The sequence below is a fragment of the Pseudomonas sp. F-14 TE3482 genome (genome assembly GCF_053629455.1).
The window spans coordinates 4,568,088-4,586,690 of record NZ_JBRJII010000001.1 but is presented as its reverse complement, the minus strand read 5'-3'; the positions used below and the strand labels follow the sequence as shown (position 1 = coordinate 4,586,690).

The window sequence follows — 18,603 nt, the reverse complement described above, 5'->3', positions numbered from 1 at the left end:
TGCAGTTATCCCTTTCCCTGTAAATCAATGCGCTACAGATGAAGCCTCATGGGCCGCAAGCTCTGTCACAGGAATCAGTTCGCAACCATATCAGTTCATCGGCCATGGAGCACTTAGCCGCAGGGATCAGGGCAAATGGCATAGAGGTGATTGATAGCTGCCTGAGTCACACAATGTGAGTTGGGCGGACGCTCACGGGAGGCGGCTTGATGGTGGCGATCATCCAGCTGGCAATTGCGTCTGGCGCAACCGTTGGCGGGCTGGTCTTTGACTTGAGCGGCTATCGAGCGACCTTCGAGTTGAGCGCCACTGTGCTGGGCGTGGCGGCCGTTTTTGCCTTCAATGAGCTGTTTTGCCATGGAGATCGCGGGAAGCTCCTTCGAGGGTTTTCCATAGACTGCGCATCGTAGGGTTCTCGTTGGTGATGGAGCAATAGGAGCGTATCTCCAGTCGCGTACTCCATTCATCACCACCCGCTTTTACCAACTGACCTCGCTGAAGCTCGTCAATGACAGCGCTTTGTGGCAACCATGCCACGCCATACCCCTCTATCGCCATTCGCATCAAAAGCATTGCCATGTCTGCCTCATAGCACCGTTCCAGCACACTCACACTTGGACCATTTTTGATGACTATGTCGGCAACGCGACCTAGAAAAGTTGTGGCCGTATAAGCGAGGTGAGGCACAGCTTTAGCTGAGGTGCCGGGCAAGCGATACAGCGGTTTCCCCTTCTTGTCAGGGGCACACAACGGAATAAAGGCGTCATGCCCCAACGTCAGGCATCCGAACTTTTCCGGGTCTAGAAGAATGGGTGCCAGGGGATGGTGGTAGACGATCATCAGATCGCAACTCCCCTCCTCCAAGGCTATGACGGCATCATGAATGTTCGCGGCAACGACTCGGGCGTTGAACTGCTCATTGTGCTGCTGAAACTGGGTTAGCCATTTCGGTAGAAATGTCATTGAAAGGCTGTGGCCAGCAGTCACCTGGATGGATCGCCCGGGCATTCGCTCAACCTCACGCAGGGCTGAGCGCAGTCTCAATAACCCTGCTAATGCCTCGCGGCCTTCTTCACAAAAACTTCGCCCCGCAGGTGTGAGCTGAACGGGATAAGTACCGCGATCTACCAACTCCGCGCCTACCCATTCCTCAAGTGACCGTATGCGACGCGACAGAGCCGACTGGGTCACGCAGCGAACCTCCGCAGCCCGAGAAAAGTTCTTCCACTCGGAAATCGCTAAAAGATCATCCAACCATTTGATTTGCATACCGGTACCTCACGCCCCGAATGCGCAGTGTACTGCGCCTCAGTCAGGACGAAGCAGAAGTTTCGAAACTATTCCAAAAGCGCATGAGGCTATCGGGATTACTCATCACGACCTTTCAATCCCGCCCCTAGAATCGAAAACGTTGAAGCGATGCCATAGAGCTTCGACCCAATGACACTTGTCTCCTGCCAAGTAAAAAAAGCAAAAAAACCACTTGAGGAAAGCTCCGTGAAGAAAAATAAACTTCCGCGTCGGATCGCAATTGGCATCGCCTTGGGCGTGCTTGTCGGTTGGGCGTGCCACCATTTCGCAGGGAGCGAACAAAGCGCCAAAGAGATCGCGTCCTACTTCTCGATGCTCACCGACATTTTTTTACGCATGATCAAGATGATCATCGCGCCTCTCGTGTTCGCCACTTTGGTTGGCGGCATTGCCAGCATGGGAAACTCCCGCTCCGTTGGGCGTATTGGCCTAAGAGCCATGGTCTGGTTCGTAACCGCTTCGGTGATCTCGCTGGCAATCGGCATGGGCCTGGTCAATCTGTTCCAGCCCGGTGCGGGACTGAACATGGAGGTCGTCCAGCATGCGGCAAGCCCTGCGGTGGTCAACACCGGGGATTTCAGCCTCAAGGTATTCATCAGTCACGTGTTTCCCCGCAGCATTGCTGAAGCAATGAGCAACAACGAAATCCTGCAAATCGTGGTGTTCTCGTTGTTCTTCGGGTTTGCCTTGGCGGGTGTGAAACGAGCTGGTTACACGACAATTGTCGATAGCATCGAAGAGCTGGCCAAGGTGATGTTCAAGGTCACGGACTTCGTCATGGCCTTCGCGCCCATTGGGGTTTTCGCGGCCATCGCATCGGCTATCACCACTCAGGGCCTTGGCTTGATAGTCGATTACGGAAAACTGATTGCCGAGTTCTACTTGGGTATTGTGATGCTGTGGTGCGTGCTGTTCGCTGCCGGCTACCTGTTCCTGGGTCGCTCAGTATTTACCTTGGGCAAGCTGATTCGCGAACCTGTCCTGTTAGCATTCTCGACTGCCAGTAGCGAATCCGCGTATCCGAAAACCATGGAGGCACTGGAGAAGTTTGGTGCGCCGAAGCGCGTATCCAGCTTCGTTCTACCGCTGGGTTACTCATTCAATCTTGATGGTTCGATGATGTATCAAGCGTTCGCCATCATGTTCATTGCTCAGGCCTACAACGTTGACTTGAGCTTCACACAGCAACTGCTCATCTTGCTGACGCTGATGATTACCAGTAAGGGAATGGCCGGTGTAGCCCGAGCATCGGTGGTTGTGGTGGCGGCTACGTTACCCATGTTCAATCTTCCCGAAGCCGGTATTTTGCTAATCCTTGGCATTGACCAATTCCTTGATATGGCCAGGACTGCCACCAACGTGGTTGGCAATAGCATCGCAACGGCTGTGGTTGCCAAATCAGAACCACATGAAGAAGTTGAAGAAGCGCCCGGCACGAAATCTCCGCTCCCGATTCATACTGCAGCCACCGCCTGAGAACCTGAACATGAAAGGTAAATCGAAGCCGTCCAGCGGGTCATCGTTTGCTCGCAAACTAGGTATCGTCGGCGGACTTGGCTCACTGGCCGGCGGCGATCTTTTCTACAAATTGGTGAAGTCCAGAGCTATTTTGGAAGATCAAGGTCGCTATCACTTCCTGTTTGAGCAACACCCTTTCAAAGACGTCCTGATGCCCCTGGACCGGGGCGCGAACATGACCTCCAGGAAGTTCTACGTTTTTCAGGTTTGTCAGACATTCGAGGCAAGCGAAGTAAATGCCGTTTTACTACCTTGCTTTGCCAGTCACACCTTTCGAGAGGAAATTCAGGAGGAAATAGGCATACCCGTCCTGGATATGGTGGCTGCGTTGCGCAAGCATATTGATCACGTCGCTGAACGCGGCAGTACGTTGGGAATCATCGCATCCGACTATGTTCGCCACTCCGGGCTGTTTGAGCGATATTTCGGCAATGACTTCAAACTCGTGTATCCAGATGATAACGAGCAGTCCGGGTTGATGGACGCGATGTATGGCGTTAACGGCATCAAAGACGGGTACCTAGACGGGGTGCCGCTAGAGTGTGTTTATAAGGCGTGCCTTTCGCTTCAGGATCAGGGAGCCACAATCATATTGCCGGGTATGACTGAGCTCTCATTGATCTGTGGTGATCTGCAACGGCGAGGCATCACAGCTCTGGACATCAACGAGGTTTATGCCGGTTTCGCGACGTCGCAAAGCGGCCAGTTGACTCGTCCGCCGTTTAAATTAGGGATAGTTGGCGGAGTTGGGCCGGCGGCAACAGTCGACTTCATGGGTAAGGTAGTTGCGCATACACCGGCAGGCCGAGATCAAGAGCACATTAAAATGGTGGTCGAACAAAACCCCCAGATTCCTGATCGCACAGCCAACCTGCTGTATGACGACACCGACCCGACAATGGCGATGTATGCAACATGCAAGCGTCTTGAAAGCGCTGGAGCCAATGCCATTGCGATTCCGTGCAATACAGCTCACGCCTTCGTCGAACGCATCCAGGCGCACCTGCGTGTCCCCATAGTGAATATGTTGACTGAGACGGTTGAGGCTATCGCCCAGCAATACGGTGCTGGCAAAACCGTAGGGCTGCTAGCGACGTCCGGCACAATCAAAAGTCAGGTCTATCACGAGGCTGCCCGGCGAGCAGGACTTCACGTCATCACCCCTGGCGTGGATTACCAAGTGTTGGTCATGGAGTCGATTTATGGAGACCATGGTGTTAAAGCGGGTTTCACTGACGGCATATGCAAAGACCAGCTTCTAACCGCTGCTGAGCACTTATGTGAACTGGGCGCTGATGTGCTCATCTTGGGTTGTACAGAGCTGCCTCTGGTGCTCGAACATAGCGAAGCTTACAAGATAAAAAAACATACGGTGGCGTTGATCGACCCGACAACTATTTTGGCATTGAAGTGTATTGAGCTTGCCCGTGAAAATACGGTCAAGCCTCAGGCACTAGCCCGTGTCAGCTACAGAAAGGCCCTTCTCGGGCAATGATCGGACATGTAGGAGCCAGCGGTGCGGCAAGTCGGATCGCCGCACCGCTGGCTCCTACGAAAAGCGGTTTACTCGCTTAACTGACTGGCATTGCCCTCCTCAGGCCTTTTTTGTACTCAAATCAAACTCACTTGGTTAGCCAGGACTCGACAGTGGCAGAGCCGAATTTGGATTTCCATTCCCTCAGTCTCTTCTGGTTGCCGCCCTTGGTCTCGACGACTTCGCCAGTGTTTGGATTTTTGTAGATCTTCACCTGGCGTGGCTTGCGTGTGCCGGATTTCGGCGCGGTTACTGATGCGCGACGACCAGTTTGTGGCTCAAGAAGATTGATCACGTCTTTCAGGCTATAGCCGTATTTGGCTAGCAAATCACGCAGCTTCTTTTCGAAATCAATTTCCTTTTGAAGGCCTGCATCACCTTTCAGTGCCTCGAGCACCTGGAGCTGTTTAGCCAGATGTTTTTCCAGTTCACGGAACTCTGCAAGCTTGGACATGTAAAACCTCATATCTGTTTTGTATGTACATGTGACAGAGCCAGCTAAAGAAAAGTCCCCCCTACAATGGAGTCATACCCTGTCGGCCATTTCTTTTTGCTGTTCAGAACCCCAAAAGCCATCTTCGATGAGACTGACTGGCTATAAATCTGTTCGATGGGCTATTTCCCGACCTTGAGCATGGCAATCAGGGCTATGGTCAATGTGTTGAGCAGATCAAGGAGTTTCCGATGGCCGACTCAAACAAGAAAATGAGCCTCATGGGGCTCACCACTCTGGTGACGGTGAACATGATGGGGTCGGGCATCATCATGTTGCCGACGAGCATGGCCCAACTCGGAGCCGTTTCGTTGCTGTCATGGATCGTCACTGCCGTCGGTTCGATGGCCATCGCTTACTGCTTTTCCCAGTGCGGCATTTACTGCCTGCGCTCAGGCGGGTTGTCTGCCTACACCGAAGAGGCGCATGCCAAATCAGGCTTCTTCCTCTGTTCGTACCTGTATTTTCTCTCGCTGGGCATCGCCAACGTGGCCGTCGCCATCTCTGCGGTGGGTTACATGACATCGTTCGTGCCCTGGCTGGGCAGTGGCGCCATTCCTCTGTTTATCGGTACGGTTGGCCTGCTCTGGTTGACCACCGTGGCCAACTTCGGTGGCCCCGGTATCACCGGCAAGATCGGCGCGATTACCGTGTGGGGGGTGATCATCCCGGTGGCAGGCTTGAGCATCATCGGTTGGTTCTGGTTCAAGCCCGATGTGCTGATTGCCGCCTGGAATCCGAACAACCTGCCGATCTCCGACGCTATCAGTAAGGCTATTCCCCTTACCCTGTGGGCTTTCCTGGGCATGGAGTCGGCGGCACAGGCCTGCGATGCAGTGGAAGATCCCAAGCGCACCGTACCGTTGGCCTGCCTGTTCGGCACGCTGGGTGCGGCAGTGGTCTATGTGCTGTCGACTACGGTCATCCAGGGCATCATCCCCAATGCCGAACTGGCCAACTCTTCGGCGCCCTTCGCGCTCGTCTATGCACACATGTTCACCCCCACGGTCGGCAACATTGTCATGGCGCTGGCGGTGATGGCTTGTGTCGGTTCGCTGCTGGGCTGGCAGTTCACCCTGGCGCAAACGGCCAAGATGACCGCTGACCAAGGGATGTTTCCGAAACTGTTCAGCAAGGTCAGCACACAGAACGCGCCCATTGTCGGCATGATCGTCTGCGGCGTCTTGCAGACCTTGATGGCACTGTCGACCATCTCGCCCAATGCCAGCGCCCAGTTCGGAAAGCTCGTCAGCCTGGCAGCAGTGACCAACCTGATCCCATACGTGACAGCCGCCACCGGCCTGCTGGTCATGATGTACAAAGCCAAAGTCAGTACAGGGGTCTACACCCGCAACACGACGCTATTACTGATCGCCGTGGCCTATTCGTTGTACGCCCTTTATGCCTGCGGCAAAGATGCCGTTTTCGGTGGACTCATTGTCCTTACATTCGGCTACCTGCTTTATGGCTTCCTCTCCAAGCGTTTTGTCGATGCGTCTCCAACCGCTCAGACCAGGGCGGGCAATCCTTAGCTGTAATCGTCAAGACAGCACAGACATCCGAATGCGGGGCGCCAAGGATATGAACGTACAACTGACCAAAGTCACTAACTTGCTGTTCGTCTGCCTGCTCACAATGGTGCCGGTACTGGCTGGTGCCAATACCCTTGAACGCGTGCAGGCGAGCAATACCTTCACCCTTGGTTACCTGCCGGACTTCGCACCTTTTAGCGTCCAGGAAGGTGACAAAGCCAGTGGTTATGCGATCGAGCTTTGTCTGAAGGTCGCCGACAAAATCAAGACCGAACTGGGTTTGCCCGCGATGCAGGTACGTTACCGACCCGTCTCCGTCAACGACGAGATGAGTGCCGTGAGCTCGGGCGAGATCGACATCCTCTGTACGCCGACGCCCCCCACATTGGAGCGACGCAAGCGTGTGAGCTTCTCGGTTCCGATCTACACCGCCGGCCTCTCGGCAGTGGTGCGCCAGGAAGCGCCTGAGGCGTTGCTCAATGTACTTAATGGCAAAGTAGCCCATACCGGACCGACCTGGCGTGCGACCATCAATCATGGGCTGGCCAACCAAACCTATGCCGCCACCGCAGGTGGCGTCACCGAGGCATGGATCCGTCAGCAGATGCGATTACTCGGGGTGGTAGCCACCCTGGTCACGGTCGAGAACACTGAAGCGGGCCTCAAACTGGTCGCCGAAGGCAAAGCTGATGCCTTCTTCGCCGAACGCATGATGCTGAAGAATCTCCTCGCCAATCACTATTCCGCAGGGAATCTGGTCCTGCTGGATCGAGTTTTTGAGTACTCGCCGACTGCAATGGCGGTGGATCGAGACGATGAAGATTTCCGTTTGCTGGTCGACACCGCGCTGAGTGAAATGTATCGATCGGGCGAGATCGAGCAGGCATACGGCACCTACCTGGAAGGCATTACCGACACGGACAAAAAGCTGTTCAAGGTCTATGCGATACCGTAGAGGCAATCCTGAAAAGTACAACAGCCATCGCGGGCAAGCCCGCTCCACAGGGTTTTGTGAACGTCAAAAAAACCCGTAGGAGCGAGGCTTGCCCGCGAAGAGGCCATCAAACTCAACACACATCCTTCAGGCCCGTCGCACCTGCAGCAACTGCGCCGCACACGATGCAATCCGCTGGCATGCATCCGCCAGCCTCGCCTGATCTACCACCAGGCCAATGCGAATATGCCCCGCCGCGCTCGGCCCGAAGGCTTCGCCCGCCAGCACCGACACGCCGTACCCTTCCAGCAAACGCTCGGCAAAATCTTGCGCACCGAGCCCGGTCTGGCGCACATCGACCATCACGAACATTCCGCCATCCGGTTTGATCGGCCGGATACCCGGGCAACCGCTGAGCCTTGCGCACACCAGATCGCGACGCTGGCGATATTCCTCGCGCATCAGTGCCACTTCCGGCAAGTCTTTATCGAGCGCTACTTGCGCGGCGTTCTGGACGAAATCCGGAAGGCCGAACAGCATGCACAGCGACAGATGCATCAAATGTTCAGCCAACGGTTTCGGGCCGATCATCCAGCCCACTCGCCAGCCGGTCATGGCATGGGATTTGGACAAACTGTTGATCGTCGCGGTGCGCTCGGCCATGCCCGGCAGACTGGCCGGGCTGATGTGCTCGCCCTCAAACAACAGGTCGCTGTAGACCTCGTCGCTGATCAGCCAAAGGTCATGCCGCACACACAACGCTGCCAACGCTTGCCAGCTCTTCAACGACAGACTGGCGCCTGAGGGATTGTTCGGGCTGTTGAGCAGGATGACGCGGGTTTTCGGGGTGATCAGCGCCGCGACATCCGCCGGTTCAACCCGAAAGCCATTTTCCGGACGCACCGCCACCGGCACCACGCTGGCCCCGCAGGCGCCGAACACGCCTTCGTAGGTCACATACATCGGTTCGGCAACGATCACTTCGTCGCCAGGGTCGAGCAGGCATTGGGCAACCGAATACACCGCGCACTGCGCGCCAGGTAGTACGATCACATGGTCAGCATCTACCAATTGGCCGCTGCGCCGCTGATGACGGCTGGCGATGCTACTGCGCAGCGTACGGGTGCCGCGGACATCCGAGTAATGGGTGTCACCCGCCAACAGGCTATCGATGGCGGCGTGAATGATCGGCAGCGGCGTGTCGAAATCCGGGTCGCCAATGGAAAGCAGCAACACGTCGACGCCCTGCTCGCGCAATTCCAGCGCTCGATCATGAATCTTCCAGGCTGCGGCTCCGTCACCATCGATTCGTTGGGTCAAGGCTGAATAGCGCATGTACTTCTCCTAACGCGCGAGTTCCAGTTTCAACCCTATCTCAAATCACGAAACGCGCCACCATCGCATTCAAATCAACCGCCAATCGCGACAGTTCGTGGGTGGCGGCGCTGGTCTGGTTGGCACCGGCGGCAGACTGGGTAGCCAGGTCGCGAATGTTCACCAGATTGCGGTCGACTTCACGGGACACCTGAGCCTGTTCTTCCGAGGCGCTGGCGATCACCAGGTTGCGTTCGTTGATCAGTTGAATCGATTGGGTGATCTGCTCCAGGGCGATACCTGCCGCACGAGCCATTTCCAGTGTGCTTTGGGTGCGCTGATTGCTTTGTTGCATCGACGAGACCGCTTCGCCGGTGCCGTTCTGGATACCGGCGACCATCTTCTCGATTTCCTGGGTCGACTGCGCGGTGCGATGGGCCAACGCCCGGACCTCGTCCGCCACCACGGCAAAGCCACGCCCTGCTTCCCCGGCACGGGCCGCTTCGATCGCGGCGTTGAGGGCCAGCAGGTTGGTTTGCTCGGCGATGGCACGAATCACGTCCAGCACTTTGCCAATGTCCCGGCCCTGAGTCGCCAGGCCCTCGATCATCAACGCGGTGTTTTGCACGTCGTGGGTCATGGTCTGGATCGCGTCGACGGTTTCCACCACTCGGTCACGACCTTCGCGGGCCGCCTGGGTCGACTGGTTCGAGGCTTCGGAGGTCGACACCGCGTTGCGCGCCACTTCTCCCACGGCGGCAGTCATTTCGTTGACGGCGGTGGCGGCCTGTTCGATTTCGTTGTTTTGCTGTTGCAGGCCCCGGGACGCTTCTTGCGTCACGGTGCTGAGTTCTTCCGCGGCGGCGCCCAGTTGCGTCGCGGAGCCGGCGATCTGTTCGATGGTTTTGCGCAGGTTGATCTGCATGGCGGCCAAGGCACCGAGCAAACGCGCCGGTTCGTCGTTGCCGTCGACCTCGATGACCTTGCTCAGGTTGCCACCAGCAATGGTTTCGGCCGCGAGCACCGCACGGTTCAGCGGTGTGAGGATGCTGCGGGTCAACAGCCAGGCCAGCAGCACGGTCAGCAACGAAGCCGTCACCGCCACCGTCACGATGCCGATAAAGGCTTCGCTGTAATGCTCGCCCGCCTTGGCCGACGCGGCTTTGGCATCGGCGGCGTTGAGCGCCACCAGTTTGTTCAGTTGCTCGCCCATCTGATCGGTGCCTTCCTTGATCCGGGTATTGATCAGGGCGCGCATCTCCTCCAGTTTGTTCTGCCGCGACAGGTCCAGCATTTGGCTCTGGGCCTGCATGTAGTTGTCGAGGGTTGTCGCGAAGGTTTTGTACAGCGCGGCTTCTTCAGGGCTGGCCGGCAAGGCGGCATAACTGGCTTGGGCGCTGCGCACCTTGTCGACGAGCACGCCGATGCGGGTCTGGGCTTCCTGCAACGCCGCCGGATCCCGGTTGACCAGCACGCGGAACGAGAGAATCCGCAGACGCAGGACGTTTTCCGTCACGTTACCCAGAAACCCGATGCTGGGTAACTGCGTCATTTCCATATCGACAGAGGCCTGGCGAATGATCGACATGCGGTTCACCGCAAAAACACCCAGCGCGATCACTAGCAAGGCTATGAAGGCGAAACCCAGGAAAGCTCGAGGCGCGATTTTCAGATTACGCAGTGACATAGGATGATCTCGGTAATTGAGGCGGCGAGCATCCTTGCGGGGGATCACTGTTCGGGCGGGCGATGGCGCGCGCACCTTTCAGTTTGGCGCCACTGTTGTAATAGGTTTGTGTGCGCCTGTTAGCTGTATCGGCCGGGGTTGAGGTTTGTTGCAGGGGTTGGAGAAATATTTTTCGAGGGAGGCAGGAGTGTTTCAGCGGTGAAACACTCGTTAGCTTAAATGCAGAACCTGTGGGAGCGGGCTTGCCCGCGAAGGCGGCGGCACAGTCAACATTGGTGGTGCCTGACACACCGCTTCGCGGGCAAGCCCGCTCCCACAAGGATTTCTTTCTGCTGAAGATTGAGTCAGGCCTTGCGGGCCGCCACCCGCCACACCCGCGCAATATCACGGGCGCGATCACGCAACAAACGCGGTGCTTCAGCGCAGGCCTGCTCCAATGTCATCGGTCCGCTGGCCAAGGCAAAGGCCGCATCGATGCCATGCTCGTACAGCGCCTGATACCCCTCCCCCAAGGTGCCGGCGATGACGATGACCGGCACGCCGTGCTGGTGTGCGATGCGCGCCACGCCAAACGGGGTTTTGCCGCGCAACGTCTGGGCATCGAAACGACCTTCACCGGTGATCACCAGATCGGCGCCCTTGACCGCCTCGGCCAGCCCGACCAGTTCAGCGACCACTTCCACCCCGGCTTGAAATTGCGCACCGAGAAACGCTTTGGCGGCAAACCCCAAGCCGCCCGCCGCGCCGCTGCCCGGTTCGTCGCGCACGTCTTTGTCCAAAGCTTGTGCGCAGAGTTCAGCAAAGTGCTCGAGGGCCTGGTCCAGTTGCTCGACTTGTGCGGGTGACGCACCTTTCTGCGGGCCGAAAATCGCGGAGGCACCGTGAGGGCCGCACAGCGGGTTATTGACGTCGGCGGCGATGTCGAAGCGCACCTGGGCCAGACGCGGATCGATCTCACTCAGATCGAGGCGGGCCAATTGCGCCAGGGCCAGACCACCCGGCACCAGGGTTTGGTCCTGAGCGTCCAGCAGTTTCACACCCAAGGCCTGCATCGCCCCGGCCCCGCCGTCGTTGGTGGCGCTGCCGCCAATCGCCAGGATCACCCGTTGCGCGCCGGCATCCAGCGCGGCGCGGATCAATTCACCGGTGCCGTAGGTGCTGCTGGTGCAGGCATCGCGCAGGTTCGGCGCAACCAGTTGCAGGCCACTGGCCTCGGCCATTTCGATGATCGCGGTGTGACTCTGTGGCAACCAGCCCCACGCGGCATCGACCGTGGCACCCAGCGGCCCGCGAACATGGATACGGTGCAGTTCGCCGTCGCATGCGGCCAGAATCGATTCGACCGTGCCTTCCCCGCCATCAGCCATCGGGCACTTGATCAAGTGTGCATCCGGCCAGACTTCCGCCAACCCCAGCGCAATGGCCTCGGCCACACCTTGAGCACTCAGGCTGTCCTTGAACGAATCGGGGGCGATGACGATTTTCATGCGAACTCTCCAGTTTCAATGCGTCCATGCTGCCAGCCGCCATGAACAATAACGCCGGTCCGCTGCACAAGCGGGCATGAGGATTATTGTTCATTTCCACAAAACCCGGCGGGAGCAGCGTCGTTCACAAATCTGTGCACCACCACAAATCACTGTGGGAGCGGCGGTGCGGCGATCCGACTTGCCCGCGATGGCGGTGTGTCAGTCACCATGCATGTTGGATGTGATGGCCTCTTCGCGGGCAAGCCCGCTCCCACAGGGAATTGTGTGATTCATGGGTTGGCGTCTGCCTGGGGGAGCAGCTGGACGCCAAGGTAAAGCGCGAGCATTCCGTCCAGCTTTAGCGGGTCGACGCCGCTGAGTTCGGCGATCCGCTCCATGCGGTAACGCAGACTGTTGCGATGGATGCCCAAGGCATCGGCGCAGGCCTGGCTCTGGCCGTCGTGTTCGCACCAACTGCGCAGGGTCGCCAGCAGTTGGCCGTTGCCATCCTTGGCGATGACTTTGCGCAGCGGACGCAGCAGTTCATCCAGGGCATCGTCATTGCGGTGCCGCCAGAGCATCACCGGTAGCCGATAGCGGTTCAGGGTCAATAAGCGCGAATGCGGCAACACATCACGCCCGTAGGCCAGCAAATCACCGACCCGACGATAGCAACGGCGCAATCCCGACAATCCATCGGCCTGCCCGCCCACGGCAATGCGCAAAATATTCCAGCCGAGGCCATCGAGCTTTTCCAGCAGCCGTTCGTTCTCGATCGCTGGAGTTGCCGGTCGGCACCACAGCAACGAAGACTTGGCCGAGCTCACGCACCAACTGTCCGGATAACGCGACATCAGCCAGGCGCTGAGCGCTTCGACGGTTTGCCCCGGGCCGTGTTCCAGGCCCAACTCGAACAGATAAGGCACCCGCGTCAATTGCGGTTTGAGTCCCAGTTGCTGCGCTTCGTCCAGCAACCGCGGCGAATCCCCCGCCTCGCTGAGCAGCAGCGCCAGCAGATCATCGCAACGCTGGCGTCGCCATTGCTGTTCGGCCTGCTGATTGCGCTGGCCCACCAGCATCTCGGCGGTCATGCGCACCAGCTCGGCGTAGGTGCGCAATTGCTCGGGTTCGCCGGTAATGCCCAGCACCCCAATCAAACGCTGATCGAGCAACAGCGGCAGGTTGATCCCCGGTTGCACGCCTTTGAGGTGAATCGCTGTTTGCGCGTCGATCTCCACCACGCGCCCGTTGGCCAATACCAATTGCGCGCCTTCGTGGCGAGTGTTGATGCGCTCCGGTTCGCCGCTGCCGAGTATCAGCCCCTGGCTGTCCATGACATTGACGTTGTACGGCAGGATGGCCATCGCCCGGTCGACGATGTCCTGGGCCAGGTCGTGATCGAGTTCGAACATAGCGCGGTTCCTTGAGAACGTGATGGAACGGGTTGTTCACCCGCACAGGCCTTGGTCATAAACCCTGTGCTCAGGCACAAAGACAACCACCCAAGGGGTGGCCGAGACTCACTGGGCGATCAACGTTACCCTTGCGTCGCAAAAAATCATAATAAAGAGAGAGCCCGCCATGTCACAGAGCGCCGCAGCTACCCTGGCCACCGCTGACGACAAAAACGCCGTTTACAAACGCATTACCCTGCGCTTGATCCCCTTCATCTTCATCTGCTACCTGTTCAATTACCTCGATCGGGTGAACGTCGGGTTCGCCAAGCTGCAGATGCTCGACGCACTGAAATTCAGCGAAACCGTGTACGGCCTCGGCGCCGGGATCTTCTTCATCGGCTACGTACTGTGCGGCGTACCGAGTAACCTGGCCCTGACCAAATTCGGCCCGCGACGCTGGATCGCGCTGATGATGATCACTTGGGGCACGCTGTCGACTTGCCTGTTGTTCGTCACCACCCCGACCGAGTTCTACACCCTGCGCCTGTTTACCGGTGCCGCCGAAGCCGGGTTCTTCCCGGGCGTGGTGCTTTACCTCTCGCAATGGTTCCCGACGTTCCGTCGTGGCCGCATCATGGCGCTGTTCATGTCGGCGATCCCGGTGTCCGGCCTGCTCGGCAGCCCGTTTTCCGGCTGGATTCTCAACCACTTCGGCGCCGGCCAGGCTGGTTTGGCCGGCTGGCAGTGGATGTTCCTGCTGCAAGGCATTCCGACGGTGATCCTCGGCGCCCTCGCCTACTTCCTGCTCAGCGACAGTTACGCCAACGCCAAGTGGCTGACCCCCTACGAGCGTTCGGTGCTTGAAGCCGATCACGCGCAAGACCTGGCCAGCAAACCGAATACCGCCACTGATTCCCTGCTGGCGGTGTTCAAGAACCCGGCGATCTGGGCCTTCGGCCTGATTTATTTCTGCATCCAGAGCGGTGTCTACGCGATCAACTTCTGGTTGCCGTCGATCATCAAGAATCTGGGTTTCAGCGATAACCTGGTGATCGGTTGGCTCAGTGCGATTCCGTACCTGCTGGCGGCGGTGTTTATGTTGATGGTCGGTCGTTCCGCTGATTTGCGCAAAGAACGCCGCTGGCACTTGGTGGTGCCGATGCTGATGGGCGCGGTGGGTCTGTTGATTGCGGTGAACTTCGCCGCTAACCCGGCCATCGCCATTCTCGGGCTGACCATCGCCACCATGGGCGCCCTCACCGGCCTGCCGATGTTCTGGCCCGTGCCGACCGCAATGCTCAGCGCGGGCGCGGCTGCCGGTGGGTTGGCGTTGATCAACTCCATGGGGCAGATGGCGGGTTTTCTTAGTCCGTATCTGGTGGGTTGGGTCAAGGACAGCACCGGGTCGACTGATGCGGCGCTGTATCTGCTGGCGGGTGTGATTGTTTGTGGGAGTTTGCTGGCGTTGCGCATGACGCGGACGTTGCGGGTTTAAAAGGGCAAGATCAAAAGATCGCAGGCTGCGCCAGCTCCTACACGGGAATGATGTACACCCTGTAGGAACTGGCGCAGCCTGCGATCTTTTTGCTTTTTGTGGCGAGGGGGCTTGTCGGAGTGCCGCATCACCCCGTTCGGCTGCGAAGCAGTCGTAAACCCATTACATGCGGTTTAACTTTGAAATGCCGGGGCCGCTTCGCGACCCAACGGGGGCAAGCCTCCTCGCCACAGGTAATCAGGCCTGATAATTCCGATTGCTCCCAGTCACGGTTCTGGTATTTGATTAGGGCTTTCTGACCGGTAAAAGGATTTCGTCATGAGCTATCGCACGCTGGGTCATTCGGGTTTACAGGTGTCGACCCTCACATTGGGCACCATGATGTTCGGCGAGCAGACCAGCACCGAAGATTCCCTGCGAATCATCGACAAGGCCTGGGACCAGGGCATCAATTTCATCGACACTGCGGACGTGTACACCAACGGCCGTTCCGAAGAGATCGTCGGCGAAGCGATCGCCAGTCGGCGGCAGGAATGGGTACTGGCCACCAAGGTCGGCTTCGGACCGGTGGACGGTATGCCGAACCGCAGCGGCCTGAGCCGCAAGCACCTGTTCAATGGCATCGACGCCAGCCTGACGCGGTTGGGCACCGATTATCTGGACATCTATTACCTGCACCGCGAAGACCACAACACGCCGCTGGACGTCACGGTGTCCGCCATTGGCGATTTGATGCGCCAGGGCAAGATCCGCTACTGGGGCCTGTCAAATTACCGTGGCTGGCGTATTGCCGAAGTCATCCGCATCGCCGACAAACTCGGTGTCGACAGGCCGGTCATCAGCCAGCCGCTGTACAACATCGTCAACCGTCAGGCGGAAACCGAGCAGATCACTGCCGCGCAAAACTATGGCCTCGGTGTGGTGCCATACAGCCCGCTGGCGCGCGGTGTGCTCAGCGGCAAGTACGTGCCCGACGTGACACCGGACGCCAACAGCCGCGCGGGCCGTCAGGACAAACGCATCCTGGAAACCGAATGGCGGGTGGAGTCGTTACGCATTGCCCAACAGATCCAGGAATACACGCAGGGCCGTGGCGTGGGTATCGTCGAGTTCGCGATTGCCTGGGTACTGAACAATGGCGCTGTGACTTCGGCCATCGTCGGGCCTCGCACTGAAGAACAGTGGGATGCGTACACCAAGGCGCAGGCGGTGAAGATCACGGCTGAGGACGAGGCGTTTATTGATTCGCTAGTGACACCGGGGCACGCGTCGACGCCGGGGTTCAATGACGTGAGCCACTTTGTACCGGGGCGTAAACCGCATACGGCTTGAGATTTATCGCGGGCAAGCCCGCTCCCACAGGGTTTTGTGTCGATCACAAGATCTGTTGGCGGTCACGGTCACTGTGGGAGCGGGCTTGCCCGCGATAGCGGTGGGTCAGTCACCAGAGCTGTTGGATGTACCGGCCTCTTCGCAGGCAAGCCAGCTCCCACAGGTTGAGGATCGGTCTGCTGACTATGCTTTGGCTGAGGATCCGCCAGGATGTTGTAAATATTGATCACTCGGCCAATATTCAACACAAAAACCACGTATCCTGCGCGCCCCGTTTGACCTTCAACCCGCGAGGACAGTTTGTCTAAAGGTATCGCTCTATCGGTTACAGCCTCGATGCTGTTTGCCGTCATGTATTACTACACTTCGCTGCTCTCCCCCTTGAGTGGCGTAGAAATCTTCGGTTGGCGGATGCTGCTGACCGCGCCGTGCATGACGGTGTTCATGGTGGTGTCCGGTGAATGGAAGCGCGTGGTCGAGATTGTTCGGCGGCTGGCTGGCAAGCCGAAGCTGATTGTCGGGCTGGTTGGCTCCGCAGTGCTGCTGGGCCTGCAACTCTGGTTGTTCATGTGGGCACCGCTCAACGGTTATAGCCTCGACGTGTCGCTGGGGTATTTCCTGTTGCCGCTGTCCATGGTCCTGACCGGGCGAATCGCCTATGGCGAGCGTCTTTCCTATCTGCAGAAAATCGCCGTGTTCTTCGCCAGCCTTGGCGTGCTCAACGAGTTGTATCAGGTCGGCGGTTTTTCCTGGGCGACCTTGCTGGTGGTGGTCGGCTATCCGATCTATTTCATCCTGCGCAAACGCCTGGCGACAGACAACCTTGGCGGGCTCTGGCTGGACATGGCGTTGATGCTGCCGGTGGCGTTCTGGTTCGTGCAGGGCGGCGAGCAAGGTTTCGGCGTGTTTGATCAACATCCGTGGCTGTCGCTGTTGATCCCGATACTCGGGGTGATCAGTGCTTCGGCGCTGGTGGTCTACATCATTGCCAGTCGGTTGCTGCCGTTCAGCCTGTTCGGGTTGTTGAGTTACGTCGAGCCGGTGCTGTTGCTCGGCGTTGCGTTGCTGCTGGGGGAAAGCATCAAGGCGGGGGAATGGCTGACCTACATTCCGATCTGGTTGGCGGTGTTGGTGTTGGTGTTTGAAGGGTTCAAGCATCTGATGCGTCATCGACGCCCGTAACATTGCATGCACAATAAAATGTGGGAGCGAGCCTGCTCGCGATAGCGGTCTTTCAGCCAACATCCATGTTGAATCTGAAGTCCCCATCGCGAGCAGGCTCGCTCCCACAGTTTTAAAGCTGAACCGGGTTAATCGGTAGAGAGCACACCCCGACGAACCTGGTCACGCTCGATGGATTCGAACAGTGCCTTGAAGTTGCCCTCGCCGAAGCCATCGTCGCCTTTACGCTGGATGAATTCGAAGAACACCGGGCCCATCAGGGTTTCCGAGAAGATCTGCAGCAGCAGACGCTTGTCGCCCGACTCGGACGAACCGTCCAGCAAAATGCCCCGCGCTTGCAATTCGTTGACCGGCTCGCCGTGGTTCGGCAAACGGCCTTCGAGCATTTCGTAGTAGGTGTCCGGCGGCGGCGTCATGAAGCGCATACCGATGCTTTTCAAGTGATCCCAGGTCTTGATCAGGTCATCACTGAGGAAGGCCACGTGCTGGATGCCCTCCCCGTTGAACTGCATCAGGAACTCTTCAATCTGCCCGGCGCCCTTGGAGGACTCTTCGTTCAGCGGGATACGGATCATGCCGTCCGGCGCGGTCATGGCCTTGGAGGTCAGGCCGGTGTATTCGCCTTTGATGTCGAAATAGCGGATTTCACGGAAGTTGAACAGCTTCTCGTAGAAGTTGGCCCAGTAAGCCATGCGACCGCGATACACGTTGTGGGTCAGGTGATCGATGATCTTCAGGCCGGCTCCGACCGGGTTGCGGTCAACGCCTTCGATGAACACGAAGTCGATGTCATAGATCGAACTGCCTTCGCCGAAACGGTCAATCAGGTACAGCGGCGCGCCGCCAATGCCTTTGATCGCCGGCAGGTGCAGCTCCATCGGACCGGTTTCGATATGGATCGGCTGGGCACCGAGTTCCAGGGCACGCTTGTAAGCCTTTTGCGAATCCTTGACGCGGAACGCCATGCCGCACACCGACGGGCCATGCTCGGCCGCGAAGTACGACGCCACGCTGTTGGGTTCGTTGTTGAGGATCAGGTTGATCTGGCCCTGGCGATACAGGTGCACGTCTTTGGAACGGTGGGTCGCGACCTTGGTGAAGCCCATGATCTGGAAGATCGGCTCCAGGGTGTTAGGGGTCGGCGATGCGAATTCGATGAACTCAAAGCCCATCAGGCCCATTGGGTTTTCGTATAAATCTGCCATGGTTGGCGCCTCATCATTTTCTTGTCAATTAACGGATCGTTAGTTGCTAGCAATGCTGAGACCGGCGGGTGGCGCGCAGGAGATGCCCCGCACGCTGCGGGCGAGGAAGTCACCGTAGATCAATTGAAACCCAAAACTCTTCATTGTCGACCCAAGGCTCTTGCGGGCGAGGCTTCTGCTGCCAGAAGACGATTATTCTT

At 58.0% G+C, this 18,603-nt stretch carries 14 protein-coding genes and 1 pseudogene; 8 read left to right on the top strand and 7 right to left on the bottom strand.

Annotation, left to right across the window (positions count from 1 at the left end):
- Positions 1-197: 197 nt before the first annotated feature.
- Positions 198-410 (top strand): annotated as a pseudogene (locus AB7M26_RS20620) (hypothetical protein); the annotation flags it as partial.
- On the opposite strand, the gene AB7M26_RS20615 reads toward AB7M26_RS20620, so the two are convergent.
- A complete protein-coding gene (locus AB7M26_RS20615) occupies positions 340-1,269 on the bottom strand; it encodes a LysR substrate-binding domain-containing protein (protein ID WP_123494733.1) in 930 nt (309 codons plus the stop codon). The pseudogene AB7M26_RS20620 and the gene AB7M26_RS20615 sit on opposite strands and share 71 nt — an antisense overlap.
- A gap of 228 nt (positions 1,270-1,497) precedes the next feature.
- Here AB7M26_RS20615 and AB7M26_RS20610 point away from each other — a divergent pair, with 228 nt between their 5' ends.
- On the top strand, positions 1,498-2,787 hold the full coding sequence (locus tag AB7M26_RS20610) for a dicarboxylate/amino acid:cation symporter (protein ID WP_123494734.1): 1,290 nt from the start codon (positions 1,498-1,500) through the stop codon (positions 2,785-2,787).
- 10 nt (positions 2,788-2,797) lie between these two features.
- Positions 2,798-4,324, top strand: coding sequence for a cysteate racemase (locus AB7M26_RS20605; protein WP_123494735.1), 1,527 nt, complete (start codon positions 2,798-2,800; stop codon positions 4,322-4,324).
- Positions 4,325-4,451: 127 nt separating this feature from the next.
- On the opposite strand, the gene AB7M26_RS20600 is transcribed toward AB7M26_RS20605, so the two are convergent.
- On the bottom strand, positions 4,452-4,817 hold the full coding sequence (locus AB7M26_RS20600) for a histone-like nucleoid-structuring protein, MvaT/MvaU family (protein WP_123494736.1): 366 nt from the start codon (positions 4,815-4,817) through the stop codon (positions 4,452-4,454).
- A 230-nt stretch (positions 4,818-5,047) separates the two neighbouring features.
- Between AB7M26_RS20600 and potE the strand changes: the two genes are divergently transcribed.
- Complete coding sequence (potE, locus tag AB7M26_RS20595) at positions 5,048-6,388, top strand: putrescine-ornithine antiporter (RefSeq protein WP_123494737.1); 1,341 nt, start codon at positions 5,048-5,050, stop codon at positions 6,386-6,388.
- 49 nt (positions 6,389-6,437) lie between these two features.
- The gene (locus AB7M26_RS20590) at positions 6,438-7,343 is read left to right on the top strand and encodes an amino acid ABC transporter substrate-binding protein (RefSeq protein ID WP_123494738.1); all 906 of its coding nucleotides are present in this window, start codon (positions 6,438-6,440) and stop codon (positions 7,341-7,343) included.
- A gap of 126 nt (positions 7,344-7,469) precedes the next feature.
- Here the strand turns inward: AB7M26_RS20590 and AB7M26_RS20585 are convergent, their stop codons facing one another.
- The 4 genes from AB7M26_RS20585 to AB7M26_RS20570 all read right to left on the bottom strand — a co-directional run bounded on the left by AB7M26_RS20585 (position 7,470) and on the right by AB7M26_RS20570 (position 13,204).
- Complete coding sequence (locus AB7M26_RS20585; RefSeq protein ID WP_123494740.1) at positions 7,470-8,657, bottom strand: pyridoxal phosphate-dependent aminotransferase; 1,188 nt, start codon at positions 8,655-8,657, stop codon at positions 7,470-7,472.
- 40 nt (positions 8,658-8,697) lie between these two features.
- Positions 8,698-10,323, bottom strand: a complete 1,626-nt coding sequence (locus AB7M26_RS20580; protein WP_429385924.1) for a methyl-accepting chemotaxis protein — start codon at positions 10,321-10,323, stop codon at positions 8,698-8,700.
- Positions 10,324-10,667: 344 nt separating this feature from the next.
- Positions 10,668-11,810: a glycerate kinase gene (locus tag AB7M26_RS20575; protein WP_123494742.1), complete on the bottom strand. Its 1,143-nt coding sequence runs from the start codon at positions 11,808-11,810 to the stop codon at positions 10,668-10,670.
- 272 nt (positions 11,811-12,082) lie between these two features.
- On the bottom strand, positions 12,083-13,204 hold the full coding sequence (locus AB7M26_RS20570) for a sugar diacid recognition domain-containing protein (protein WP_123494743.1): 1,122 nt from the start codon (positions 13,202-13,204) through the stop codon (positions 12,083-12,085).
- Positions 13,205-13,373: 169 nt separating this feature from the next.
- Between AB7M26_RS20570 and AB7M26_RS20565 the strand changes: the two genes are divergently transcribed.
- The 3 genes from AB7M26_RS20565 to rarD all read left to right on the top strand — a co-directional run bounded on the left by AB7M26_RS20565 (position 13,374) and on the right by rarD (position 17,198).
- On the top strand, positions 13,374-14,684 hold the full coding sequence (locus tag AB7M26_RS20565; RefSeq protein ID WP_123494744.1) for an MFS transporter: 1,311 nt from the start codon (positions 13,374-13,376) through the stop codon (positions 14,682-14,684).
- A gap of 318 nt (positions 14,685-15,002) precedes the next feature.
- Positions 15,003-16,016, top strand: a complete 1,014-nt coding sequence (locus tag AB7M26_RS20560) for an aldo/keto reductase (protein WP_429385921.1) — start codon at positions 15,003-15,005, stop codon at positions 16,014-16,016.
- A gap of 300 nt (positions 16,017-16,316) precedes the next feature.
- Positions 16,317-17,198, top strand: coding sequence for an EamA family transporter RarD (gene rarD / locus AB7M26_RS20555; RefSeq protein WP_123494746.1), 882 nt, complete (start codon positions 16,317-16,319; stop codon positions 17,196-17,198).
- A 128-nt stretch (positions 17,199-17,326) separates the two neighbouring features.
- Here rarD and hppD read toward each other — a convergent pair whose 3' ends face one another.
- Positions 17,327-18,403, bottom strand: coding sequence for a 4-hydroxyphenylpyruvate dioxygenase (gene hppD, locus AB7M26_RS20550; RefSeq protein ID WP_063343742.1), 1,077 nt, complete (start codon positions 18,401-18,403; stop codon positions 17,327-17,329).
- Positions 18,404-18,603: the final 200 nt, after the last annotated feature.